This is a genomic window from Allostigmatella hybrida, from assembly GCF_020103775.1.
In the GTDB taxonomy this organism is placed as follows: domain Bacteria; phylum Myxococcota; class Myxococcia; order Myxococcales; family Myxococcaceae; genus Hyalangium; species Hyalangium aurantiaca.
In genome coordinates this window covers 425,726-449,435 of the sequence record NZ_JAHXBH010000002.1, presented here as the reverse complement: position 1 = coordinate 449,435, position 23,710 = coordinate 425,726, and the positions used below count along the sequence as shown (strand labels likewise).

The 23,710-nt window shown below is 70.3% G+C and carries 17 protein-coding genes; 10 read left to right on the top strand and 7 right to left on the bottom strand.

Annotation, left to right across the window (positions count from 1 at the left end; genetic code table 11):
• Window positions 1–10: 10 nt before the first annotated feature.
• Entirely contained in the window at window positions 11–1,780 is a 1,770-nt protein-coding gene (locus tag KY661_RS06995; protein WP_225409456.1) for a DUF885 domain-containing protein, read from the bottom strand.
• Between the two features lie 134 nt (window positions 1,781–1,914).
• On the opposite strand from KY661_RS06995, the gene KY661_RS06990 reads away from it, so the two are divergent.
• The 3 genes from KY661_RS06990 to KY661_RS06980 all read left to right on the top strand — a co-directional run bounded on the left by KY661_RS06990 (window position 1,915) and on the right by KY661_RS06980 (window position 4,182).
• Window positions 1,915–2,262 (top strand): iron chaperone, encoded by a 348-nt coding sequence (locus KY661_RS06990; protein ID WP_225409455.1) that lies wholly within the window; start codon window positions 1,915–1,917, stop codon window positions 2,260–2,262.
• 1 nt (window position 2,263) lies between these two features.
• Window positions 2,264–3,490 (top strand): CPBP family glutamic-type intramembrane protease, encoded by a 1,227-nt coding sequence (locus tag KY661_RS06985; RefSeq protein WP_225409454.1) that lies wholly within the window; start codon window positions 2,264–2,266, stop codon window positions 3,488–3,490.
• A 155-nt stretch (window positions 3,491–3,645) separates the two neighbouring features.
• Window positions 3,646–4,182: a hypothetical protein gene (locus KY661_RS06980; protein WP_225409453.1), complete on the top strand. Its 537-nt coding sequence runs from the start codon at window positions 3,646–3,648 to the stop codon at window positions 4,180–4,182.
• Window positions 4,183–4,193: 11 nt separating this feature from the next.
• Here KY661_RS06980 and KY661_RS06975 read toward each other — a convergent pair whose 3' ends face one another.
• Window positions 4,194–5,186: a methyltransferase gene (locus KY661_RS06975; RefSeq protein WP_225409452.1), complete on the bottom strand. Its 993-nt coding sequence runs from the start codon at window positions 5,184–5,186 to the stop codon at window positions 4,194–4,196.
• 395 nt (window positions 5,187–5,581) lie between these two features.
• Here KY661_RS06975 and KY661_RS06970 point away from each other — a divergent pair, with 395 nt between their 5' ends.
• A complete protein-coding gene (locus KY661_RS06970) occupies window positions 5,582–6,271 on the top strand; it encodes a tetratricopeptide repeat protein (RefSeq protein ID WP_225409451.1) in 690 nt (229 codons plus the stop codon).
• A gap of 45 nt (window positions 6,272–6,316) precedes the next feature.
• Here the strand turns inward: KY661_RS06970 and KY661_RS06965 are convergent, their stop codons facing one another.
• Together KY661_RS06965 and gltB are read right to left on the bottom strand one after the other, a co-directional pair.
• Entirely contained in the window at window positions 6,317–7,780 is a 1,464-nt protein-coding gene (locus KY661_RS06965) for a glutamate synthase subunit beta (RefSeq protein ID WP_075008525.1), read from the bottom strand.
• A gap of 3 nt (window positions 7,781–7,783) precedes the next feature.
• A complete protein-coding gene (gene gltB / locus KY661_RS06960) occupies window positions 7,784–12,343 on the bottom strand; it encodes a glutamate synthase large subunit (RefSeq protein WP_398577153.1) in 4,560 nt (1,519 codons plus the stop codon).
• A gap of 373 nt (window positions 12,344–12,716) precedes the next feature.
• On the opposite strand from gltB, the gene KY661_RS06955 reads away from it, so the two are divergent.
• The 3 genes from KY661_RS06955 to KY661_RS06945 all read left to right on the top strand — a co-directional run bounded on the left by KY661_RS06955 (window position 12,717) and on the right by KY661_RS06945 (window position 15,084).
• Entirely contained in the window at window positions 12,717–13,817 is a 1,101-nt protein-coding gene (locus tag KY661_RS06955) for an alanyl-tRNA editing protein (protein ID WP_263436749.1), read from the top strand.
• 144 nt (window positions 13,818–13,961) lie between these two features.
• Window positions 13,962–14,453 carry a hypothetical protein gene (locus KY661_RS06950; protein ID WP_225409449.1) on the top strand — a complete coding sequence of 164 codons (492 nt, stop codon included), beginning with the start codon at window positions 13,962–13,964 and terminating at the stop codon, window positions 14,451–14,453.
• A gap of 4 nt (window positions 14,454–14,457) precedes the next feature.
• Window positions 14,458–15,084, top strand: a complete 627-nt coding sequence (locus KY661_RS06945) for an HD domain-containing protein (RefSeq protein WP_225409448.1) — start codon at window positions 14,458–14,460, stop codon at window positions 15,082–15,084.
• Here the strand turns inward: KY661_RS06945 and KY661_RS06940 are convergent.
• A complete protein-coding gene (locus KY661_RS06940) occupies window positions 15,064–15,915 on the bottom strand; it encodes an MBL fold metallo-hydrolase (RefSeq protein WP_225409447.1) in 852 nt (283 codons plus the stop codon). The genes KY661_RS06945 and KY661_RS06940 overlap by 21 nt on opposite strands.
• Window positions 15,916–16,089: 174 nt before the next feature.
• On the opposite strand from KY661_RS06940, the gene KY661_RS06935 reads away from it, so the two are divergent.
• Window positions 16,090–17,883 carry a bifunctional metallophosphatase/5'-nucleotidase gene (locus tag KY661_RS06935; RefSeq protein ID WP_225409446.1) on the top strand — a complete coding sequence of 598 codons (1,794 nt, stop codon included), beginning with the start codon at window positions 16,090–16,092 and terminating at the stop codon, window positions 17,881–17,883.
• 38 nt (window positions 17,884–17,921) lie between these two features.
• Window positions 17,922–19,460, top strand: coding sequence for an MBL fold metallo-hydrolase (locus tag KY661_RS06930; RefSeq protein ID WP_225409445.1), 1,539 nt, complete (start codon window positions 17,922–17,924; stop codon window positions 19,458–19,460).
• On the opposite strand, the gene KY661_RS06925 is transcribed toward KY661_RS06930, so the two are convergent.
• Window positions 19,439–20,461, bottom strand: coding sequence for a fatty acid desaturase (locus tag KY661_RS06925; protein ID WP_225409444.1), 1,023 nt, complete (start codon window positions 20,459–20,461; stop codon window positions 19,439–19,441). The two genes, KY661_RS06930 and KY661_RS06925, sit on opposite strands and share 22 nt — an antisense overlap.
• A gap of 64 nt (window positions 20,462–20,525) precedes the next feature.
• Complete coding sequence (locus KY661_RS06920) at window positions 20,526–22,457, bottom strand: SH3 domain-containing protein (RefSeq protein WP_225409443.1); 1,932 nt, start codon at window positions 22,455–22,457, stop codon at window positions 20,526–20,528.
• Window positions 22,458–22,558: 101 nt separating this feature from the next.
• Between KY661_RS06920 and KY661_RS06915 the strand changes: the two genes are divergently transcribed.
• Window positions 22,559–23,710, top strand: a complete 1,152-nt coding sequence (locus tag KY661_RS06915; protein WP_225409442.1) for an FAD-dependent monooxygenase — start codon at window positions 22,559–22,561, stop codon at window positions 23,708–23,710.

Genomic DNA, 23,710 nt, shown 5'->3' with positions numbered 1-23,710 from the left:
TTTTACCACCTCAAGGGGCCGCATCCTCGCCGAGCATCAGCCTGCGCAGGATGGGGATGGGTGGGTAACCGTAGGAGACCAGCTCGTCGTGGAAGCGCTTCAGGGTGAAGTCCTTGCCCCACTTGGCCTGGGCGTCCTCGCGCAGCTGGAGGATGAGCTTCTTGCCCAGCGCGTAGACGAGGTAGGTGGGATCCGACGTGCCCCGGCGCGCCTCCCGCTCGGCGTTGACGCGCGTCATGTACGCCTCCTTCTCGAAGAAGCTCACCGCCTGCTCGTACGTCATCCCCCGGGTGTGCAGGGACAGGCCCACCACGTAGCGCGCCAGGCGCTGGAGGTAGAGCGCGAGCTGGTTGAGGCGCAGCTTGTCCGCCTGGGCGCCGCTGCCGTAGCCCTCATCCAGCATCATCTGCTCGGTGTACAGGCCCCAGCCCTCGCTGAAGGAGCCCGAGCCGAGCATCCGCCGCACCTTCGAGTCCACCTTCCGGGTCCACAGGAACTGCACGTAGTGGCCGGGGTAGGCCTCGTGGACGGAGACGATGGGCAGCGCGTAGCGGTTGTAGAAGCTCATGTGCTGTGCGACTTGCTCCGGGGTCCACGTGGGCTCGGGCGGCGTCACGTAGTAGTAGGCCTCGGTGGCCTTCGTCTCGAAGGGGCCGGCGATGCTGATGCTGGCGAAGGACAGGGCCCGGTTGAAGGCGGGGGTCTCCGCCACCTGGGCGCGCACCTCGCTGGGCACGGTGATGATGTTCCGGTCGATGACGAACTGGCGCAGCTCCTCCAGCGTGGCGCGCGTGGTGTCCACCAGCGCCTCCGGCGTGGGGTGCTCCTGGCCCAGCGTCTGGTAGACGGCCATGGGCGCCTGGCCGGGGGCGATGCGGCCCGCCACCTCGTGGAACTGGGCCTGCGTGCGCTTCAGCTCCGCGTGGCCCCAGGCCAGCAGCGAGTCGATGTCCTCGGTGACGCCTTCCTCGTAGCGCAGCTTCTGGCGGTACACCGCCTCCCCGATGGGGAACGCGCCCTGGGAGCGGGGCAGCAGGTCCTCGCGCAGGAAGCGGAGGTAGCCGTCGATGGCGGCCAGGCAGCGCGCCTGCTCCTGCTGGAATTGGGCGTGCAGGGCCTCGTCCTTCACGGAGGCGAAGGCCTTGGGCAGCGTCTCGGCATAGAGGGCGCGCGTGCCGGTGGCCTGCTGGAGGGCAATCTCCGTCCACAGCCGGGGTGGGTTCTTCAGCGTGCCCTGGGCCACGGTGAAGACCGCGGGCACCGTCTTCATGCGGCTCACCGCCGAGCGCATGCGCTCCGGCATCGGCGCGAAGTCCCGGTTGATGAGCTGGTAGACGGCGTTGGAGGCGATGCCCAGGTACGTGTTGGGGTTGCGCTCCCAGCCGCGCACGGCCTCGTGGTCGAGGATCCGGGCCCTCAGGTGGTTCTCCAGGATGTCGTAGTCCGCCTGGTCCAGGGGGGGCAAGGCCTGGCGGTCCACCCGCTGGGGCAGGGCCTCCAGCTCGGCCTTGAGGTGCGCGAGGTGGGCGGTGCGCTCCTCCACCGTGAAGCCTCGCAGCTCCGCGTCATAGGTGTGGATGCCCGCCTGGGTGGCCGAGAGGGGAAAGCGGCGGAAGTGATCCTCGAAGTGCGCGTCCACGAAGGTGCGCAAGGCCGTCTGCGCGGGCGACAGGGCGGAGGCGTCCACCGGCGCCTGGGAGGCGGGCGGGCGCGAGGCGGTGCAAGCAGGAGAGAGCAGGAGGAGCGTGGTGAGCGCGCCCAGGACTCGCATCGAGTGCATGGAACCTCGGGAGGGAAAGAGGGGAAGGGAGCCTCGCCGAAGCCCCCGGGGCCGGCAAGCCGGACTGCGGCCTCTGGCGTTTAGAGGATAGGCTGGGGCCGTGGCACCTCTCGCTTCCCCTGGGACGACACGGCATGGCCAGCAAGTTCTCGACCGTCGATGAGTACATCGCCTCGTTTCCCGAGGACGTCCAGGCCATCCTCCGCCAGCTCCGGCAGTCGATCCGGAAGGTGCTGCCCACGGCGGAGGAGAAGATCAAATACGGGATGCCCGCCGTCATGCTCAACGAGCGGCACGCGGTGTACTTCGCGGCGTGGAAGCGCCATATCGGGCTCTACCCGATCTACCGCTCCGAGGCGCCCATCGAGGAGGAGCTCGCGCCCTACCGCGATGCGAAGGACACCCTCAAGTTCCCGCTGAACCAGCCCATTCCCTACGGCCTCATCGAGCGGGTGGCCGTCCACCTCTCGAAGAAGGCCTAGCATGTGGAACGTGCGCGATGTGCCCCCGCTTGCCGCCTCCCTCTGTGACAACGCCCCCTCGCGGGGCAGAGCCCTGGCCGAGGCGGCGCTCGTGCTGGCCACCGTCTTCCTGCCCGCGAACCTCGGTGCCCTCGGACGCGCGCCGCTGATCGCCGCCACGGGCGTGCTCGCCGTCGCGGGGTTCGCCCTGCTGCGCCCGTGGGTGCCGTGGCGCGCGGGCCAGCGGGCGCAGGCCGTGCTGACCGTGCTCCTGTGGCCCCTGGCGCTCGGGGCCTCGCTGGGGGGCGCCTGGTTCATGGAGCCCGCCGCGCCGCCCCCCCGGCTGGGCGTGACCCATACCCAGCCCTCCGGCCCGGGCGTCGAGCTCACCTCGGTGAAGCCGGGACTGCCGGCCGAAGGAAAGCTGGAGGAGGGGGACCGCATCCTCGCGGTGAATGGCTCGCCCCTGGCCGAGTCCGAGCCCGAGCTGGACTTCCAGACACGCGTGCGGGAGGCCGGAGACGGTGAGGCCACCACGATTCGCTTCACCCTGGAGCGCGCGGGGCAGGTGCGCGAGGTGGAGGTGCCCGTGGGCCCCTCGCGCAAGGCCCGGCCTTTCCAGGGCAATGCCATGACGTGGCTGTGCATCCGGGCGCTCGGGATGTGTCTGCTCGTGGCCCTGCTGCTGTGGCGCAATGGCCAGGGGCCCGCCCAGGTGGGGCTTGTGCGCGAGGGGCTCGGCCGGGAGCTGCTCTGGGGGCTGCCCGTGTTCGCCTGCACGTACGCCGTCCACATCGCGGTGTCCGTGCCGGTGGCCACCCTGGGCGCCCTCCTCAAGCTCTCGGGCGCGGAGATGGCTGCCCGCAGGGAGGTGGCCAGCTCACTCGTGGAGACCGGGCTGAGCGTGCCCGCCTTCGCGTTGATGATGGTGCTCGTCACCGGCTTCGAGGAGCTGACCTTCCGGGGCTTCCTGGTGCCGCGGCTGCGGAGCGTGCTGGGCGGGCACTGGTACGGGGCGGTCGCGCTGGCCGCCGCCCTCTTCGGGCTGGGACACGTCTACGAGGGCACGCTCGCGGTCTTCCAGACGGCCATGCTGGGCGCCTGGTTCGGGTTCGTCTTCATCCAGCGCGCGCGCCTGCTCTCGGTGATGTTCGCCCACGCTGCCTTCAACACGGTCAACTTCGCCCTCATGTTGTGGCTCCAGAGTTCAGGCCTCCTGGAGAAGCTTTCAAGGATGGCTCCCCAGTAGGCCTGGGGGCGAACCCATGGCCACCTGCGGCTGGCGGAGGTGGAGCGGCAGCTGTCGCAGGCATGCGAGGCGCTGTATGGCAGTTATGACGAGTGTTACAAAACAGGAAAGTGGCCTGCCGAGTACCAAGGGGATTCTTGTCCGGGAGGCTCGCAATGACGTCCACCCGTCGAGAGTGGTGGAACACTATCGCGCGGGAAAAGGACTATCTGAACCTGTCGCTGTTCCACTCCGAAGTACCGTTCAACGTGACCGTGCGTGTGCTCAAAGACTTTGAGCACCGGTTTCTAAGGGAGGCTCGGACACCTGCCGAACGGTTGCACATTCAACGGCTGACAACAAAGGACGTTCTTGTTCAAGCTTACGGGGATGCCCGGCCCTGGAGAGACTTTGGCCCGCACTTGCTACGCATGAAGCGGCTCGGGTTCCCGGATCTCGGGACTCGCGTGCTGATTGCCTGTCTCTACGTGCAGGCACTTGGCCTGTTTCCGGAGCGTGCGCGGGATGCTTTCGCGCTCTTGGCGGATGCAGAACGCCGGGTGCGGCGGCTGCCGAAAACGAGGCGTGGCCGCCAGCAATGGCTGGACGGAATTACCGGCGCGCGCCGCATGGCGGAGATGCAAGGGCTCCGCCCGGCTCAACGGAGAGCCCCACGTCCCCCGGGAAGGCCTGGCAGCCCCCGGGATGGGTGAGTTCCGCGTGCTCAAGGCTTTGCGTGGGCCCGGTCTGCCCAGTGGTTCCCGTAGATGTCGTGAGACACCTGCCCGAACCCGGAATCCGCGAACCATTGTTCGATGTCAGGGGTCGCGGGCCGGTCCTGAAACTCCGGTGACAGCGCATCGTACAGCGTGAACACCATGTAGTCGTATATCTCGCGCAGGCCGAGCGACGGCAAATCCCACTCGGCGGGAGCCGTCGCTCGCGCCGCGTTGGAGGTCTGGAACAGGGCCCACATGATCGGCGCGGCCACCAGTCCTTCCGCGCGCACCAGCCAGAAGAGCGCCTTGGGGGGCAGCTTGTGGCCCCGTCCGAAGTGCAGCTTGTCCCGCACCCAGTAATAGGGGCGCCAGGACGGGGCCTCGTCCGGATGACGGTAGAGGCAGACCGCGAGCCGGCCGCCCTGGGCCACCAAGCCCCCGACGGCATGGAGGCCTCCCCGGGTATCGCCCGTGTGGTGCAGCACGCCGAAGCTCAGCGCCCGCGAGAACGCCTGGTTGCGCAGCGGCGGCTTCAACGCGCTGCCCCGCACGAACGAGAGGTTCTTCAGGTCCCGGAATCGCTCCTGGCACCGCGAGAGCGTGGGCGTCATGTCGAGCCCCACCACCTTCACCTCGGGATAGTCCCGGGCGATGCTCGCGGCGGTATCCCCGCTGCCACAGCCGACATCGAGCACGATTTCGCCCGAGGAGGGCCGCCCCAGGCAGGCGTCGGCGATCCACCGGGCGCGGCGGTCGGCATCGACGCCGTAAATCAGGCCCTCGCGCTCGAAGCGGCCGGTCCACCGGAGCTTCCATTGCTCCGCGAAGTCCACCCGCGCCGGCGGCACCACGAACAGTTCTGGCACGGAGTCCCGCACCGGAAAGGTCTTCGTGCAGCCCACGCAGCGCAAGGTGCCTTCGTCCAGCGTCCCGCTCGCCAGCTCGATGCGCCCACGGCACGCGGGGCACGCCAAGAGGTCCATCAGCCACTCACGCATGGTGGCCTCCCCAGGGAAGACAGAACAGCCTCGGCTAAGGCTGGAAATGAAGTTATTTCTTGGTTTTTACGACTGTCCTTTATTGTTGGTGACAGGGGGATTGAAGTCAACGCGCTCTTCAAGTCACAGCCGCCGATGACCGCCCCGAACAACGTGCCCAGGGGGATTCCCGGCCAGGGCCGAGGCGCGTTTCCGGGGCTCGTTAGTCACTGATCAGTCACCCGGTTCCTTTCGAAAGCGGGGGACCGTCCGGATCGACTGTATCTGACGCGGGGCGCAAGGCCCTGGAACGGGTTTCTGGATGTAGGTTTCCCCAGGAAGGGGTAGAACGGGGGCCTTTCCCCGTCTGGGCCTCCGGAAGCGGAGGACAGGCCTGCCAGTGCACGAGGTGGTGGATGTCCGAGCAAGTCGCGAAGGAACTCGTCGATAAGGGAGTTGGGCTGTCCGACTCGAACAAGATCCAGGAGGCCCTTCCGCTCTATGACGAGGTGATCCAGAAGTTCGGGACCGCTTCCGAGTCCAGCCTCCGCGTGCAGGTGGCGCGTGCGTTCACCAACAAGGGCATCGCCCTGCACCGGCAGCAGAAGCCCCTGGAGGCTCTGCCACTCTATGACGAGGCCATCAAGCGGGCCGAGGGCACCGAGCCGGCCCTGCGCGAGGCGTCCGCGAAGGCACTTCTGCAGAAGGCCAACATCCTGCGCGAGCTCAACCAGAACGACCAGGCCATGGCGCTGTGTGCCGACCTGATCAAGGGCATCGCCGCCTCGGCCATGCCCGTGCCGGTGGCCGGCGCGCTCTTCACCATGGCCGACACGCTGTCGACCCTGGGCCGCCAGGACGAGGCGCTGCCGCTCTATGACGAGGTGGTGCAGCGGTTCGGCGCCAGCAGCGATCCCGCGCTGAAGCCGCTGGTGGCCGGCGCGCTCTTCAGCAAGTCCATGGTCCTGCGCTTCAAGAACCGCCACCCGGAGGCGATCGCCGCCTACGACGACATCATCCAGCGGTTCGGCAACGCCACCGAGCCGCACCTGCGCAACATGGCGGCCATGGCGCAGCAGAGCAAGAGCGAGCTCCAGCCCAAGTAGGCAGGACGAAGAGGCCCCTGTACCCACAGGGGCCTCTTCCCTGGCTCAGCCGAAGGCGGCGTCCCGGCCGCGGCTCGGCAGGGCCGAGGGCAGCCCCGAGAGGTACGTGTCGACGGCCTTCGCCGCCTCGCGCCCCTCGGAGAGCGCCCAGACGATGAGGCTGGCCCCGCGGCCGGCATCTCCCGCGCAGAACACGCCGTCCACCGACGTGGCGAAGCCCTTGTCGATCTGCACCGTGCCGCGGGGCGAGAGCTTCACCCCGAGCTGCTCGCTGAGCTGCGCCGTGTCCGGCCCCGTGAAGCCCATGGCGAGGATGAGCAGGTCCACCTCGTGCCTCACCTCGGTGCCGGGGGCCTCCACCAGCCGGAACGGGCCGTCCCCGTCGCGCCGGGGCTCCACCTTCACCGCGTGCAGCGCCTGGAGCCGGCCGTCCTGGCCCGACAGGTGCTTGGTCATGAAGCCGAACTCGCGCACGCCGCCTTCCTCCTGGCTGGAGGAGGTGCGGAACACCAGCGGCCAGCGCGGCCACGGGTTGTCGGCGGCCCGGACCTGGGGCGGCGCGGGCATCAGCTCCACCTGCGTCACGCTCGTGGCCCCCTGGCGGATGGACGTGCCCAGGCAGTCCGAGCCGGTGTCGCCACCGCCCAGGATGAGCACCCGCTTGCCCGCCGCGCTCAGCCGCGGGTCCAGCGTGGCCAGCCCCGAGACGACCCGGTTCTGGTGCTCCAGGAACTGCATCGCCGGCAGCACGCCCTCCAGCTCGCGGCCGGGCACCTCCAGCTCGCGGGCCTTGCGCGCGCCCATGGCCAGCACCACCGCGTCATGCTGCTCGCGCAGGGCCTTGAAGCCGATCTCCTTGCCCACGTCCACGCCGGTGCGGAACTGCACGCCCTCGGCCTCCATCACCGCCAGGCGCCGGTCCAGCACGGACTTCTCCATCTTGAAGTCCGGGATGCCGTAGCGCATCAGCCCGCCGAGCCGGTCGTCCCGCTCGTACACGGTGACGGTGTGGCCGGCCTGGTTGAGCTGCGCCGCCGCGGCGAGCCCCGCCGGGCCTGAGCCCACCACCGCCACCCGGCGGCCCGTGCGCGTGGCCGGCGGACGCGGCGTCACCCAGCCCTCGGCGAAGGCCCGCTCGGCGATCTCCTTCTCCATCTGCTCGATGGTCACCGGGTCCTGGTTGATGGACAGGACGCAGGCGGCCTCACACGGGGCGGGGCAGAGCCTGCCCGTGAACTCCGGGAAGTTGTTGGTGCCGCTCAGCGCCAGGTACGCCGCCTTCCAGCGCCCGTGGTAGACCGCGTCGTTGAAGTCCGGGATGGGGTTGCCCAGCGGACAGCCCTGCTGACAGAAGGGCACGCCGCAGTCCATGCACCGGCCCGCCTGCCGCTTGGCCTCGTCGGGCGCCAGCGGCAGCACGAACTCCTTCCAGTCCTGCACGCGCTCGGCCTTCTCGCGCTTGGGGGCCGGACGGCGGCTCCACTCCAGAAACCCTGTTGGCTTTCCCATGCTCTAGCCCTCGCTCCCCACGGCGTGCAGCCGCTGCGGCATGACAGAAGGGGGCTTGCGCGCCGCGCGCCGCGCCTGGAGCACCCGCTTGTAATCGGTGGGCATCACCTTCACGAACTGCGGCACCATCAGCTCCCAGTTGTCGAGCACCCGCCGCGCCAGCGTGCTGTTCGTGTGGTGGAAGTGGCGCTCAATCATCCCGTGCACGAGCCACAGCTCCGACTCGTCCACCAAGGACTCCAGCTCCACCATCTCCAGGTTGCACGCCTTGCGGAAGGTGCGCTCCCGGTCCAGCACGTAGGCGGTGCCGCCGCTCATGCCCGCGGCGAAGTTGCGCCCCGTGGGGCCCAGCACCACCACCACGCCGCCCGTCATGTACTCGCAGCCATGGTCGCCCACGCCCTCCACCACCGCCTGGGCGCCGCTGTTGCGCACCGCGAAGCGCTCACCGGCAAGCCCCCGCAGGTACACCTCGCCGGCGGTGGCGCCGTAGAGCACCGTGTTGCCCACCAGCACGTTCTCCTCCGGCACGAAGCGGCTGCCGGATGGCGGGTAGACGATGACGCGCCCGCCGGACAGCCCCTTGCCGAGGTAGTCGTTGGCGTCGCCCTCCAGCTCCAGCGTCACGCCGCTCGCCAGGAACGCGCCGAAGCTCTGGCCCGCCGAGCCCTGCAGGCGGATGCGCAGCTGGCCATCCGGCAGCCCCCGGGCCCCATGGCGCCGGGCAATCTCGCCCGAGAGCATGGCGCCCACGGCGCGGTGGATGTTGCTCACCGGCCGGGTGAGGAACGTGGGCGAGCTGCCCTCCAGCGCCGGGCCCGCGTTGCGCAGCAGCTCGTGGTCCAGGTGGTCCGACACGTCCTTGCGGTGCGGCGTGTCGCAGCGCCGGGGCTCGCTGGCGGGCGCCCGGGCCGGCTCCAGCAGGGCCGAGAGGTTCACCTTGCGCGCCTTCCAGTGCGTGAGGCTCGGGCGCTGGCGCAGCAGGTCCACCCGGCCCACCATCTCCTCCAGCTTGCGGAAGCCCAGCGCCGCCATCTGCCGGCGCAGGTCCTCGGCCACCATGAAGAAGAAGTTCACCACGTGCTCGGGCTTGCCGTGGAAGCGCTCGCGCAGCGCCAGGTCCTGCGTGGCGATGCCCACCGAGCAGGTGTTGAGGTGGCACTTGCGCAGCATGATGCAGCCCAGCGCAATGAGGCTCGCGGTGGCCATGCCGAACTCCTCGGCCCCCATCATCGCCGCCATGAGCACGTCCCGCGCGGTGCGCAGGCCGCCGTCCACCTGCACCCGGATGCGGCTGCGCAGGCCGTTGTGCACCAGCACCTGTTGCGTCTCCGCCAGCCCCAGCTCCCACGGAAGTCCCGCGTGCTTGATGCTGGACAGGGGCGAGGCGCCCGTGCCGCCCTCGTAGCCGGCGATGACGACGCAGCCCGCGCCCGCCTTGGACACGCCCGCGGCGATGGTGCCCACGCCCACCTCGCTCACCAGCTTCACGCTCACCCGCGCCTGCGGGTTCACCGACTGGAGATCATAGATGAGCTGCGACAGGTCCTCGATGGAGTAGATGTCGTGGTGCGGCGGCGGCGAGATGAGCGTCACGCCCGGCGTCGACCAGCGCACGCGCGCGATGCGCTCGTCCACCTTGTGGCCCGGCAGCTGGCCGCCCTCGCCGGGCTTGGCGCCCTGGGCCATCTTGATCTGCAGCTCCGCGGCGTTGACGAGGTACTCGGTGGTGACGCCGAAGCGCGCGCTGGCCACCTGCTTGATGGCGCTGCGCCGCGAGTCCCCGTTCTCATCCAGCTGGTAGCGGTGCGACTCCTCGCCGCCCTCGCCGCTGTTGGAGCGGCCGCCGATGCGGTTCATCGCCACGGCCAGCGTCTCGTGGGCCTCGGCGCTGATGGAGCCGAAGGACATGGCGCCCGTGACGAAGCGGCGGACGATCTCGCTCGCGGGCTCCACCTCCTCGAGCGGCACGGGCGTACGGCCCTCGGCGACGACTTCCAAGAGCCCGCGCAGGTTGCAGTGCTCCTGGGTCTCGTCGTCCGCCAGCTTCGAGTACTCGGCGAAGAGGAGAGGATTGTTGGTCCGCGCCGCCGTCTGGAGCTTGGCCAGCGTGGCCGGGTTCCACTTGTGCGTCTCGCCGCGGCGGCGCCACTGGTACAGGCCGCCCGCGGGCAGCACGGCCGCGTCCAGGTTGGCCGCGGGCCCGAAGCCGCGCTCGTGGCGCTCGAGCACCTCGCGCCCCAGCTCCGGCAGGCCCACGCCCTCGATGCGCGAGGGGGTGCCCGTGAAGTGGCGCTCGATGAGGTGGCGCTCCAGCCCCACGGCCTCGAAGAGCTGCGAGCCGCGGTAGGACTGGAGCGTGGAGATGCCCATCTTGGACATCACCTTGAGCAGGCCCTCCTCGATGCCGTGGATGAACTGCTCCTGGGCCTTCTCGTGGTCCACCTGGAGTTCGCCCGCCTCGGCCATGGCGCGCAGGGTGTCCAGCGCCAGGTAGGGGTTGACCGCCGAGGCGCCGTAGCCAAAGAGGCAGGCGAAGTGGTGCACCTCGCGCGCCTCGGCCGTCTCCACCACGAGGCCCGTGTACATGCGGATGCCGTCGCGCACCAGGCGCTGGTGCACCGAGGAGACGGCCAGCAGCACCGGGAGGGGCACGTGCGCCGCGTCTACCCCGCGGTCGCTCAGCACGAGGATGCTGGCGCCTGCGTCCACCGCCTCCACGGCGCGCGAACACAACCGCTCCACCGCTTGCTCGAGCGAAGCTTCGTCCCCGTCCACCGGGTAGAGCAGCGACAGGATGTGCGTCTCGAAGACGCCCTCGCCGCGCACCGCCGCGAGCCGGGCGAACTGGCCGTTGGTGAGGATGGGGCCGGGCAGCGCCATGCGGTGGCACTGCTCGGGCGTCTCCTCCAGCGTGTTGCCCTCGGGCCCCAGGCCCGTGCTCAGCGTCATCACCAGCGACTCGCGGATGGGATCGATGGGCGGGTTGGTCACCTGCGCGAAGAGCTGGTGGAAGTAGGAGAAGAGGCTGGGGGCCTGGTCGCTGAGCACCGCGAGCGGCGTGTCCGTGCCCATGGAGCCCACCGGCTCCTTGCCCGTCTCCGCCATGGGGCGCAGCAGCAGGCGCGTGTCCTCGTCCGTGTAGCCGAAGGCCCGTTGCAGCCGCCACAGCTCCTCGCCCGCGAGCCGCGTGGGGGCCGGCTGGGTGGGCAGGTCATCGAAGGTGAACACGTTGCGCTGCAGCCACCGGCGGTAGGGCCAGCGCTCGGAGATGTCCGCCTTGACTTCCTCGTCCTCCAGGATGCGGCCCTCGGTGGTGTCCACCAGGAGCATGCGGCCCGGGGTGAGGCGGCCCTTGCGGCGCACTTGCGCGGGGTGCACGTCCAGCACGCCCGTCTCCGAGGCGAGGATGACGCGGTCATCCTCGGTGACGAGGTAGCGCGCGGGGCGCAGGCCGTTGCGGTCCAGCGTGGCGCCGATGAGCTGGCCGTCCGTGAAGGCGATGGCCGCGGGGCCGTCCCACGGCTCCAGCAGCGCCGAGGAGTACTCGTAGAAGGCGCGGCGCTCGTCGCTCATCGTGGCGTGGCCCTCCCACGCCTCGGGGATCATCATCATGAGCGCGTGCGGCAGGGTGCGGCCGCCCAGGCACAGCAGCTCCATCATGTTGTCGAACTGGGCCGAGTCGCTCTTGCCCGGGACGATGAGCGGGAAGAGGGGCTCCAGGCTGCCGCCGAAGCGGGCCGATTGGAGCAGGCCCCGGCGGGCGGTCATCCAGTTGCGGTTGCCGCGCAGCGTGTTGATTTCGCCGTTGTGGGCGATGTAGCGGAAGGGCTGGGCCAGCTCCCACGTGGGGAAGGTGTTGGTGGAGAAGCGCGAGTGCACCAGCGCCAGCGCGCTCACCATCTCGGGGTGCTGCAGGTCCAGGTAGAACTTGGGCAGCTGCCGGGGCAGCAGCAGGCCCTTGTAGACGAGGGTCTCGGCCGAGAAGCTGGCCACGTGGAAGCGCCTGTTCGGGTCCACCCCGCTCGCGAACACCCGGTTGCTGGCCAGCTTGCGGATGCGGTACAGCTTGCGCTCGAAGGCGCTGGGCACCACGCGGCGCCGGGCCACGAAGAGCTGGCGGATGACCGGGGCCACCTCGCGCGCCACGGTGCCCAGGTGCTCCGGGGCCACCGGCACGTCGCGCCAACCGAGCACCCGCTGGCCTTCTTGGGCCACGACTTCTTCCAGGATGGCCTCGCACGCCGCGCGCGCCTCGGGCTCGGGGGGGAGGAACGCCTGCGCCACCGCGTACTGCCTGCGGGGGGGCAGCTCGAAGCCCAGCCGGGGCATTTCCCGCTCGAAGAACCGATGGGGCATCTGGATGAGGATGCCTGCGCCGTCTCCCGTCTCCGGGTCCCGTCCCGCCGCCGCCCGGTGGCTGAGCCGGTTGAGCAGCTCCAGCCCTTCCTCGACGATGCTGCGTGACCGCTCACCCTTGATGTGGACCACGAAGCCAACGCCACAGGCGTCATGCTCCATCTCAGGTTCATAGAGCCCGTAGCGCCCCGGGATGTACGACATCAGTTGGCTCCTTCTTTGCACTCGGTCCGCACCCGGTACGGGCACACCCAGAGTCCGTAACGCACTACGCTAATGCGACACGTCAAGTTGGGAAAGAAGCTTCTCGGGGAGGGGCTTTGGCCGAATTTGCTTGAAACACCAGCGAGCGGGCAGGTCATCCGCCCTGGCAAAAATCCTTTAGTCACAAGGGGTTCCGGCCGGACGAGCCTTGGGTTCCTGGGGGGCTCTGGGGCTGCCGCGCCTGGGCGTTGTGTTATCCCTGGGACAACCCATGGCATCCACCGAACGTCTCTATTTCGCTGATCCATTTCTGCACCGGTTCCAGGGCCGTGTCGTGGCCCACTCCACTTGGGAAGGAGTCCCCTCGGTCATTTTGGAGCGCACCGCGTTCTATCCCGAGGCCGGCGGGCAGATGGCCGACCGGGGCTTGCTGGGGGCGGCCCCCGTGCGCGACGTCCAGGTGGACGACGCGGGGCTCGTTCACCACCTGCTGGAGCTGCCCGAGGGGGCAAGCCTTCCCGCGGTTGGGAGCGAAGTCTCCGGCGAGATCGACCGGGTGCGCCGCCGCCTCCACATGGCCCTGCACACCGGCCAGCACATGCTCTCGCGGGCCCTGGTGGATGTGGCCAACGCGAACACCGTCTCCTCCCGCCTGGGCGAGACGCTCTGCACCATCGATGTGGACCTGGACGTGCTCGACGAGCGCAAGGTGGCCGAGGCCGAGGCGTTCGTGAACGCCGTCATCGATGACGATGTGGCCATCCGCGCCTTTTTCCCCACCCCCGAGGAGCTGGCGGCGCTGCCGCTGCGCCGGGCGCCGAAGGTGACCGAGAACATCCGCGTGGTGCAGATCGAAGGCTTCGATGTGTCCCCGTGTGGGGGCACGCACTGCACCCGCTCCGCGCAGGTGGGGATGATCCGGGTGCTGAGCGTGGAGCGCTACAAAGGAAAGGGCCGGGTGACGTTCTCGGCGGGGCGCCGGGCCCGGAGCGAGCTGTGGGCGGAGGCGGGCACCCTGCGCGGGCTGAGCCGGGCCTTCACGTGTGGGCCGGGCGAGGTGCCCACCTCCATCGACAAGCTGCGCCGGGAGCTCACCGAGGCCCGCGAGGCGCTGGGCGCCGCCCGGGCCCAGCTCGCCGAGCACGCCGCCGGGGAGCTGGCCGCCGCGCTGGAGCGCTCGCCGGAGCACCGGGTGGTGGCGGTGCTGGAAGGCGCCTCGCCGGAGTCCCTGCGGGCCGTCGCGGCGCGGCTCACCTCGCGGCCGGAGGCGGCCGTGTTGCTGGCGGGCCGGCTTCCCGAGGGGATGCCGGTGCTGATTGCGCGCGGGGCGGGCTCCTCCTTCGGGTGCGGGGCCTTCCTCAAGCGCCTGGCGGAGGCGGCCGGCGGGCGGGGCGGGGGCCGTCCCGAGCACGCCGAGGGGCGGCTTCCTCCCGGTACGGACTTCCCGGCCCTGGTCGCCTCGCTGCTCGGCTGAGGGGCGCGGAATGAACCGGCGGGGGCAGGGCGTTAGGCTGGGTCCGCCGCGCCAGAGCGGCGGTTGGGCCGGGGTCCCCGAGGGTTTGCTTGCATTCTCCGGGCAGACAGCGGCATGTGAGGCAGCGTGAGCGTGCCAGACAGCATGAATCCTTCCTCCGTGAGCGGGCAGGGGACTTCGGCGGACGAGGTCCTCTTCAGCGCCTTCCGGGAGCGGAAGACCTCGAACCGCCGCTGGTGGCTGGTGGCCCTGCTGGTGCCGGCGCTGGCCGCCCTGGCGGCCTGGGTGTCGCTGCACGAGGTGCCCGGCTCGATGCGCGTCATCACCGCCAACGGCATCAAGATGGTGAGCCCGGGCATGGCCCAGGAGGAAGTGCTCCGGATGCTGGGCCGCCCCGTGGGCCGGGAGCGCAACGCCGCGGGGCAGGACTGCTTCCAGCACGGCCAGTTCTCCCTCACCGAGCCGTCCACCACCCTGTACGTGCTCTGCTACGAGGGGGGGCAGCTCCGGGACGTGTCCACCCGCCGCTACTCGCTCTGGGGCGTGGGCCCCGACGGCACCTTCGTCCCCGCGGGCATCCAGATGGGCCCCCCGCCCACGCAGGCCACCCCCGCGCCCGCCCCCCCGGGGCCGTGAGCCGATGAAGACGAAGGCCCCCCCGCCCATCACCCACCTGGCCGGGAGGGCGGCCCTGCCGCTCATCGAGGCCTACTTCGAGTTCAACCACCTCAAGCAGCTCTACCGCCAGGGCTGGCTGCGCGTGGGCGTGCCCCCGGAGCGCTGCGAGAGCGTGGGGGAGCACTCGCTGGGGGTGGCGCTGCTGTGCCTGTTCCTCGCCGAGAGCTGGTTTCCCGAGGCGGATGCGTTCAAGACGGTGCGCATCGCGCTCCTGCACGACTTGGGCGAGGCGCGGGTGGGGGACATCACCCCCCATGACGGCGTGAACCCCGCGCAGAAGCATGTCTTGGAGCGCAAGGCCGTGGAGCAGATCCTCGGCAAGCTGCCCCGGGGCGCGGAGTACCTGGCGCTCTGGGACGAGTACGAGCAGGGCAGCTCCTTCGAGGCCCGGCTCGTGCGCCAGGTGGACCGGCTGGAGATGGGACTCCAGGCGTGTGTCTACGAGCACCAGGGGATGGGAGACCTCTCGCAGTTCTTCGCCTCCGCCCAGAAGGTGCTGGAGACGCCCCAGTTGCAGGCCCTGTTCGCGGAGCTCCAGGCCTTGCGGCCTCCCACCCCCGGAAGAGGCTCAGCCGAACCAGGGGCCTGACTCCGGGGCGAAGATGCGCACCCGCTCCCGGAGGCCCTCCGGGAGCCGCTCCCGGAGGATGGCGTGGACCTGGGCGGGGGCGTAGGCCTGGCTGAAGTGCATGAGCACCAGGGCCTCGTTCTGGAAGCGGTCCGCCCGGGCGATGATTTCATCCAGGTGGGTGTGCAGCCGCTCGCGCACCGCCTCCACCGTCTGCCGCGCGTCCACGTAGGTGCTCTCCAGGATGAGGACGCGGCTCTGGAGAATGCCCGGCGCGGTCTCCAGCACGTCCGACAGCGTGTCGGTGGCGTAGGCCAGCTCCAGCCGCTCCGTCTGCTCGAAGATGGCGGCGCCCTGCTGGCGCAGCCGGGCAATCTCCGGCCCCGGCAGCCCGTGGTGCTCGGGCTTCAGCTTGGTGACGCGCCGCAGAAACTGGTAGCCCAGCGAGGGCCCCGCGTGGTGCGTGCGGAAGGCGCGCACCCAGAGATCATGCGAGAGGTGGCGCTCGTCCCCCGGGAGCAGGGGGATGGCCTGGATGGCGGTGGCCGAGCGGTGCAGCCTTCCCGCGGCCGCCAGGGACTCCTGCACCGCCGCCTCGATCTCCGCCGGGAGGAACACCTGGAGCGGCGCCGTCTTGCCCATCAATCCACGGATTCCCAGCAAGGAGCCCAGCGCGCTGGAGTGGTCCGGGTGGCCGTGGCTCAGGAAGAGCCGGTCCGTGCCGGCGAAGCTCCGCAGGGGGACGCCCGCATCGAGCACCACCCCCAGCTCGGGGACTTGCAGCGAGGTGTAGACGCCACCCAGGGAGATGCCTTGGACGGTGTAGGGGCCTGCCTGCACGGCGGTCATCATGACCGTGACGTTAACGGCGAGGGCCGCGCGGTTCCGGGGAATTCCGCGCTCCCATGGCGTTGACGGGATCGTTACCGGCGGGGTGGTTCCGCGCGGGCCGGTTTTCGGATATTTCCTCTCGTCTCCATGTCCTCGTCCTCCTCTGCCCCTCGTGGCTCGAAACGTTCCAAGGCCTTGCTGCTGGCGAGTGCCTGTGCCGCTGCCTCGCTGCTCGTTCTGCATGCCGGCTGTGGCGATGATGATGATCAGAAGCCCCCTACCGAACAGCCCGGAACGCCGGATGGCGGCGACGGAACGCCGGATGGCGGCGGCGGGACGCCCGATGGTGGCGATGGGACGCCGGATGGCGGCGGGGATGCCGGGCCGGATCCCGAGCCCCGCGATGTCCGCGTGCAGGTGCTCTCCATCAACGATCTTCACGGCAACCTCGAGCCGCCCACGGGCAGCAGCGGCCGCGTCCGGACCGCGCCGGACACCGAGGTGAACGCGGGCGGCGTGTCGTACCTCGCCCACCACATCGCCGAGCTGCGCAAGGACAACCCCAACACCATCGTCGTGTCCGCGGGAGACCTGATCGGCGCCTCGCCGCTGGTCTCCGCGCTGTTCCACGACGAGCCCACCATCGAGGTGATGAACCAGATCGGCCTGGACCTCAACTCCGTGGGCAACCACGAGTTCGACGAGGGCTCCGCCGAGCTGCGGCGCATGCAGACGGGCGGATGCCACCCGGTGGACGGTTGCCAGGGCAGCCCGAACTTCGCGGGGGCGCAGTTCAAGTTCCTCTCGGCCAACGTCTTCACGGACGTGCCGTCCAGGCAGACGCTCTTCCCGGCCTACGCCATCCGTGAGTTCGAGGGCGTGAAGATGGCCTTCATCGGGATGACGCTGGAGGGCACGCCCACCATCGTCAACCCGAGCGGCATCACCGGCCTGACGTTCAAGGACGAGGCGGAGACCGTCAACGCGCTCATCCCCGAGCTGAACGCGCAGGGTGTGAAGGCCGTCGCGGTCATCATCCACGAGGGTGGCCTGCAGGAGGCGGACGGGCTCTACAACGACTGCAAGGGCATCTCGGGCCCCCTGCTGGACATCGTCAACCGGTTCAACAAGGAAGTGGACTTGGTGGTCTCCGGCCACACGCACCAGGCCTACAACTGCGTCATCAACGGCATCCGCGTCACCAGCGGCGCCAGCTACGGGCGCATCGTCACGGACGTGGACCTGGTGCTGAACACCGGCACGAAGGACGTGAAGGAAATCACGGCGCGCAACGTCATCGTCACCCGCGAGACGGCGAACGCGCCCGTGCAGACGACGGTGGACACCTACGTCGCCAAGGCCGCGCCCCTGCGCGACAAGGTCATCGGCTACACCGAGGCCGAGCTGCTGCGGCCCGTGCGCGCGCCGTCGGCCACCAACTCGGGCGAGTCCGTGCTCGGCAACGTCATCGCCGACGCCATGCTGGCCATCACCCAGGCCCCCGAGAAGGGCGGGGCGGTCATCGCCCTGATGAACCCGGGCGGCGTGCGCGCCGACATCAACGCCGGGGACATCACCTACGGAGAGGTGTTCACCGTGCAGCCCTTCGCCAACAACGTGGCGACGATGACGCTCACCGGCGATCAGCTCAAGCGCGTGCTGGAGCAGCAGTTCCCGCCCATCAACGCCAACCCGTCGGTCATGCAGGTCTCCAGGGGCTTCTTCTACCGGTTCTCCCTGTCCGCCCCCGCGGGCAGCAAGGTGGACGCCTCGTCGATGACCCTCAACGGGGTGGCCATCGATCCGGCGGCGAGCTACCGCGTGTCGATGAACAACTTCATGGCCTCGGGCGGGGACAACTACTCGGTGTTCACCGAGGGCAAGGACCTGCTCATGGGGCCCATCGACGTGGACGCGCTGGAAGTCTATCTGCGCGCCAACAACCCGCTGACCGTCCCGGCGCTGGGCCGCATTCAGGTGACCCCGTAGGGATGATGGGCCGTGCCTGACGCTCCGGGGGTTCGCCGATGAAGCTCACCCTTCACCGGGGCGTCAGCCTGGCGGTGCTCGCCTCGGCCCGGACCGAGGCCGAGCACCATGAAGACCTGGGGTGCAGCATCCAGGGCCCCACCTCGCGGCCCGTGCGCCGGGCCCACGCCGCGCTGAAGCGGCAGCTCGCGGTGCTGGGCCCCGCCCGGGCGCTGCAGGAGGCCCGGGCCCTGGTGCGGTGGCTGGAGGACACCCCGCGCTACGCCGCGCTCTGTGAGGACGGGAAGCGGCGGCGGGGCCGCCGGGTCCTCCGGCACGAGGTGCTCTTCCCGGACGCCCGCCGTCACCGTCCCCGGGTGCTGCACCTGCGCCAGGAGCAGCTCGGGCTCGATGTTCCCGTGTCCCAGGCCGAGTGGCCGGTGCTCTCGGAGCTGTTCGCCTGCCTGTCGCGCGGGGCGAGCCGGGCGGAGCTTCGCGCGCTCTCGGCGGCGCCCGCGGTGGGCGCGCTGCTCGCGGACATGTCGGGGGCAGGCTGGCTCGTCCGCCACCCGGGCCCCGTGACGGTGCCCACGCCCGGGGCGCTCTTCGTGGGCCACAACACCGTGCTCGTGGCGGGGCGCCAGGGGCGCGTCCTCGTGGACCCGTACTTCCGGCCCTCGAGCGGGGTGGATGGGCCGGAGTACCAGCCGATGCAGCCGGGGGACCTGGGGCCCGTGGACGCGGTGCTCATCACCCACTCGCACGGGGACCACTTCCACCTGGGCTCGCTGCTGCGGCTGCCCAGGGACACGCGCATCTTCGTCCCGGCGGTGGCGCGCGAGAGCCTCTTCTCCACGGACTGCGTGCTGCGGCTGGAGCAGCTCGGCTTCACGCGCGTGGAGCCCCTGCGCTGGGGAGAGGAGCGGCAGGTGGGAGACCTTACCGTCCGGGCCCTGCCGTTCCATGGCGAGCAGCCCACGGACCAGAAGGGGCTCTACGGGGAGCTCTTCAACGAGGGGAACACCTGGCTCGTGCGGGCCCCGGGCTTCTCGGCGGCCTTCTTCGCGGACGCGGGGCACGATGTGCGCGGCGACATGCGCGAGGTGTGCCGGCGCGTGCGCGAGGAGGGGCCCGTGGACGTGCTGTTCTGCGGCGTGCGCGGCTTCCGGCTCAAGCCGCTCTTCTTCGGCTTCTCCACGCTGGATGCCTTCCTGGTGGATGTGCCCCTGGAGCACCTCACCGAGCCCCAGCAGCTCATGGCCGGGCCCGAGGAGGCGCTGGCGTTCGGCGCGCTGCTCGGCGCCCGCTACGTCGTGCCGTGCGCGGACGGCGGGGCGCCCTGGTACTGGCGCGAGGGCATGGGGCCGCGCTACCCGGGCTATCCCGGCGAGCCCGTCACGGGGGCCAGCACCCTGGACGAGAACCCGGACGCGGACCCGTACCCGGAGCGGCTGGCGCAGGTGCGCGGGGCCCAGGGGCCCCGGGCCTTGCTGCTGCGGCCCGGCGAGGCGATGCGCTGGAAGGGGCGCGGCGCCCCCGAGGTGGTCCGGACGCCGGGCTTCCTCTGGCCGTTCGGTCAGGAATTCAAGATCGAGTAGCGCGGGTTGCCCCAGCGGTTGGCGCGCGAGATGACGCTGAAGTCATTGATGCGCGCGCCCTGCTTCTTCAGCTCCTCGAACGCCACGGACGCGACCATCTGCCGCAGGTAGAACGGCTGGTTGGCCACGAAGTGGTGGATGATGTGCGTCTTGCCGAAGTTGAAGGTGAAGAGGTTGAGCGGCCACACCAGCGGGTGGTGGAGGATCTGGTTCTGGAAGAAGACATCTCCCTGGGGGATGTCCTCGTAATAGTGGCTGTAGGAGGAGATGAGCGTCAGGCAGGCCTGGCGCAGCAGGTTGGGCAGCACCCAGAGCACCACGGCGCCGCTCACCCACGGCCAGCCCCAGGCGGGCAGGGGGCCTCCCATGCTGCCCGTCAGCCCGTAGGCCAGGGCCAAGAGCAGCAGCAGGCAGGCGAACAGCCGCGTGGGCAGGAGCCCCGCGAGGATCTGCTTGGGCGGGAAGCCCGGCGCGTCCTTGCGGATGCCCAGCAGCAGCAGCGTGCTGCCCAGCGGGGAGGTGGCGAGCACCAGCCGCAGGAACAGGCTCCGGGTGCCCAGCCCCAACATCCGCTCCTCGACGTCCTCGCGCTGGCCGCTCACCTTGTGGTGGTGCAGGTGCAGCTCGCGCTGGGTCCACGGGTTCATGCCCAGCTTGCACACCCACGTCACCCCCAGCAGGAGGTTCTGCAGCCAGGGCTGGTGGCGGAAGTAGAGGTGGTGGATGAGATCGTGCTCGAGCTCGTGAATGACGGAGAGCGGCAGCGCCATCAGCGGCAGGGCCAACCACCCGGCGAGGTGCCCGCGCGCATAGAGCGAGGCGATGAGCGCCAGGGCCGCCAGACTGGCCAGCAGGAAGACCAGGCCCGCCTGGCTCTGGTACTGGAGCCAGGCGTGCCGCATCCGGAGGCGGTGCTCTTCCTTCCGGATGGCGTAGGTGATGCTGTGGGCGCGCGCCCGGGTGTCCTTGGGGTACCGGGACGGGTCGGCGCTGGTGTTCATGGCCGCAACGTGAGGCCGGCCGGAAGCGAAGAAAACCTGTACTTCAGGGATGCCTAAAGGGGGCTCACCGACCGGGGCGGACCTTCTGACGGGTGGGGCACTTTCCGCAGTGCCGGGAGAGGTGCAACGCGTACACCACGCCCTCGAAGTCATTGCGTTCGAGGAAGGCCTCCGGTGACTTCTTCAGGGCCTGGGCGAAGTCCTGCATGCGCTTCCAGGCGGCCGTGGCGTCCATCGCGAAGAGCGCGCCATGGGCCGAGTCCTCCCACTGGAGGGTGCTCATCCAGTACTCCCAGCGGCCCTCCGCCGGGCCGAGGGCCACGAGGACCTCCGTCATGCGCGCCTCCCGGAAGGCCGGGGTGAGCATGGGCTTGTCCTGGTAGCGGTTCACCTCCAGCGGCAGCTCGAACAGGTAGAGCATGGCGCCGGGCTGCGAGCTTGGCCTCACGCTGACCCGCATCCGCGAGGGCTTGGCGTAGAGGTTCTCCAGCCGCGCCGAGTCCTTCAAGTGTTGGGTGATGATCTCCTCGTGCTCGCCGAGCATGCTGTCGACGCCCGCCTTGTCGCGCAGGACGTGTTGACGCGCCTCGGCATCGTATTCGGAGAGGTCCGACAGGCACACATCGCACGGGGACTCCAGGCCGGAGACCTGAGCGCACACGGCCCCCTGGGGCTTGGGGAAGTCCGCCCCCAGCGCGAACTCCACCGGCTCCACGCGCGCCTCCAGGGGATGGCCCGTGCAGCCATAGAGGCTGGTGACGCCGTCGATCTTCGGCTCCTGGCGGGCCGGGGGGGCCTTGGCGCCCGGGTCCTTCATCCGCAGGGCGGCGGCCACCGCCAGCCGGTACCGCTCCTCCTGGAAGGCCGCGTCGATGAGCGCCGGCGCCACCTGGACGCGCTCCTCTGGCCCCGCGAGCGCCACGGCGCGCTTGAGCAACTCGAGCCGGGCGTCGCCGGGCTCCAGCGCCAGGGCCTTGGCCTGTTGCCCGGCGGCGCTCAGGCGCTGGGCCTGGAGCGAGGCGATGGGCAGGTAGCCCCGGCCCTGGCCGCGCTGGCGGGTGAAGAAGGAGGCGCGCTGGACCTTGCCGCTGCGCACCTCGGCGAAGTCCCCCAGGTCCACCGCCATCCAGGGCGTCTGCGGCGTGAGGAGCTCCACGTGCGCCCAGGGCGGCTGGACGTCCAGCACCTGCACCGCCGCGTCCGCCGACAGCACGGTGAGGATGGAGTCCCGGAGGTCCGCGCCCTCCCGGAGGTGGACCCGGGAGGGAATGACCCAGCCCTTGGCCCCCGGGCGGGGGGGCTCGGCGCCGCGGGCCTTCTCGTTGAAGTCGAGCTCCAGCTGAAGGGAGGCGGGCTCCGTGCCGGCGCGCTCCAGCGCATCGACGAGCGCCCCGCTGCGCCCGGTGCCCTCGGCCAGCACCCGGGCGGACCGGGCCCAGCGCATCGCCTGTGGGAAGTGGCCCTGCTTGAGCATCGCGCGGGTCTCGTCCAGGAGGAGCTCCCCCGTGGGCTTCTTCTCGTGGAGCGCGGAGGCGTCCGCGAAGCCCAGGAGCGTGCCCTGGCGCACCACCCCGGTGTACCCGGCCACGCCAGGCACCTGGGCGGCCAGCAGGTGAACCGCGTCCCCCAGCTTCAGCGTCTCGACGGTCTTCGAGGCGGGGTCCGGGTTGGAGTGGACGGACAGCTCCTCCTGCCAGACGAAGCGGGCCTCGCCCTGGAGCGGGAAGGGGGCCAGCCCCTCCAGCGTCGTCCAGCGCAGGCCGGAGGGGGTCATCACCCGGCGCCACCCCTCGGTCTCCCAGGGGCGGGCGGGCTGCACCTTCAGCCGGGTGCCCCGGGGGAGCTTCTCCACGACGGGGGCCTCGGGGTGCGGCTCCTCCCGGAGCCCCAGCGCCTCGTGGACGACGGCCATCTCCTGAGGCTCGCCACAGGCGGTGGCCAGCAGCACCAGCAGCATCCCAGCCAGGGCCCGGGCGGCACGGTTCGATGAGCGCATGTGCGCTCCAGGAAAGCCCAATGCGGCGCCGCCGACAATGCCGGACGGAGGGCTGGGAAAGAATCAGGACGCGCCCGCGGGCGGGTGCTAAGTCGGCCCGCATGAAGACTGGATTCACGGTGCTCATCGCGGGCGGTGGTATTGGTGGACTCACGCTCGGGGTGGCCCTGCGCCGGGCGGGAATCGCTTTCAGGATCTTCGAGCGTGCTCCCGCCATGCTGAAGGTAGGCGCGGGCATCTCGATGCAGAGCAATGCGATGCTGGCCTTCCGGACCCTGGGCATCGACACCCGGGTGGCCGCGGCCGGCCAGCAGATCAACCGGGGCGCCATCCTCTCGCCCCAGAACGAAGAGATTAACTCCATGCTGGTGAAGGAGGCGGCCGAGGCAGCGGGCGCGCCGATGATCACCCTCCACCGCGGGCTGCTCCAGGACGTGCTCCACCACGAGGTGGGAGACGACTGCCTGACGCTCGGCGCCAAGGTGGAGGGCTACCGGGATGGGCCCGAGGGGGTCTTCGTCAAGCTCGCGGATGGCACGGAGGTCCGGGGCGATCTGCTCGTGGCCGCCGATGGCCTGCGCTCCGCGGTCCGGGCGCAGATGCTCCACGAGCCCGCGCCGCGCTACTCGGGCTACACGAGCTGGCGCGGGGTGTGCGAGGTGTCCGATGGGGTGCAGCCGGACTTCACCTCCGAGAGCTGGGGGCAGGGGGGCCGCTTCGGCGTCGTTCCCATCGGCAACGGGCAGACCTACTGGTTCGCCACGGCGAATGCCCCGGAGCACGGCGTGGACCAGCCGGATGCGCGGACGGAGCTGCTCAAGCGCTTCTCCGGCTGGCATGCCCCGATTCCGCAGCTCATCCAGAACACGCCGAACTCGGCCATCATGCGCACGGACATCCACGACCGGCCCCCCATCCAGCAGTGGGCGCAGGGGCGCGTGGTGCTCCTGGGGGATGCGGCGCACCCGATGACGCCCAACATGGGCCAGGGCGGCTGCCAGGCCGTGGAGGATGCCGTGGTGCTCGCGCGGTGCCTGGCCGTCGAGGCGGAGCTGCCCGCGGCGCTCGCCCGCTACCAATCCCTGCGCGTGAAGCGGGCCAATGACTTCGTCACCCGGTCCTACCGGATTGGCCAGATTGGCCAGTGGGAGAACTCCGCCGCATGCTGGGTGCGGGCGAAGCTGCTGAAGGCGATGTCCAGCAATCGCGTGACCCCGGACATGCGCCGCAGGCTCGAGTTCTCCGCCCCCTGA

Coding starts and splice junctions, on each gene's coding strand:
- KY661_RS06980 (WP_225409453.1), top strand. CDS start 3,646: ATGACGTCCACCCGTCGAGAGTGGTGGAACACTATCGCGCGGGAAAAG.
- KY661_RS06925 (WP_225409444.1), bottom strand. CDS start 20,461: ATGAACACCAGCGCCGACCCGTCCCGGTACCCCAAGGACACCCGGGCG.
- KY661_RS06940 (WP_225409447.1), bottom strand. CDS start 15,915: ATGATGACCGCCGTGCAGGCAGGCCCCTACACCGTCCAAGGCATCTCC.
- KY661_RS06950 (WP_225409449.1), top strand. CDS start 13,962: ATGAATCCTTCCTCCGTGAGCGGGCAGGGGACTTCGGCGGACGAGGTC.
- KY661_RS06970 (WP_225409451.1), top strand. CDS start 5,582: ATGTCCGAGCAAGTCGCGAAGGAACTCGTCGATAAGGGAGTTGGGCTG.
- KY661_RS06945 (WP_225409448.1), top strand. CDS start 14,458: ATGAAGACGAAGGCCCCCCCGCCCATCACCCACCTGGCCGGGAGGGCG.
- KY661_RS06995 (WP_225409456.1), bottom strand. CDS start 1,780: ATGCACTCGATGCGAGTCCTGGGCGCGCTCACCACGCTCCTCCTGCTC.
- gltB (WP_398577153.1), bottom strand. CDS start 12,343: ATGTCGTACATCCCGGGGCGCTACGGGCTCTATGAACCTGAGATGGAG.
- KY661_RS06915 (WP_225409442.1), top strand. CDS start 22,559: ATGAAGACTGGATTCACGGTGCTCATCGCGGGCGGTGGTATTGGTGGA.
- KY661_RS06985 (WP_225409454.1), top strand. CDS start 2,264: ATGTGGAACGTGCGCGATGTGCCCCCGCTTGCCGCCTCCCTCTGTGAC.
- KY661_RS06975 (WP_225409452.1), bottom strand. CDS start 5,186: ATGCGTGAGTGGCTGATGGACCTCTTGGCGTGCCCCGCGTGCCGTGGG.
- KY661_RS06920 (WP_225409443.1), bottom strand. CDS start 22,457: ATGCGCTCATCGAACCGTGCCGCCCGGGCCCTGGCTGGGATGCTGCTG.
- KY661_RS06930 (WP_225409445.1), top strand. CDS start 17,922: ATGAAGCTCACCCTTCACCGGGGCGTCAGCCTGGCGGTGCTCGCCTCG.
- KY661_RS06965 (WP_075008525.1), bottom strand. CDS start 7,780: ATGGGAAAGCCAACAGGGTTTCTGGAGTGGAGCCGCCGTCCGGCCCCC.
- KY661_RS06990 (WP_225409455.1), top strand. CDS start 1,915: ATGGCCAGCAAGTTCTCGACCGTCGATGAGTACATCGCCTCGTTTCCC.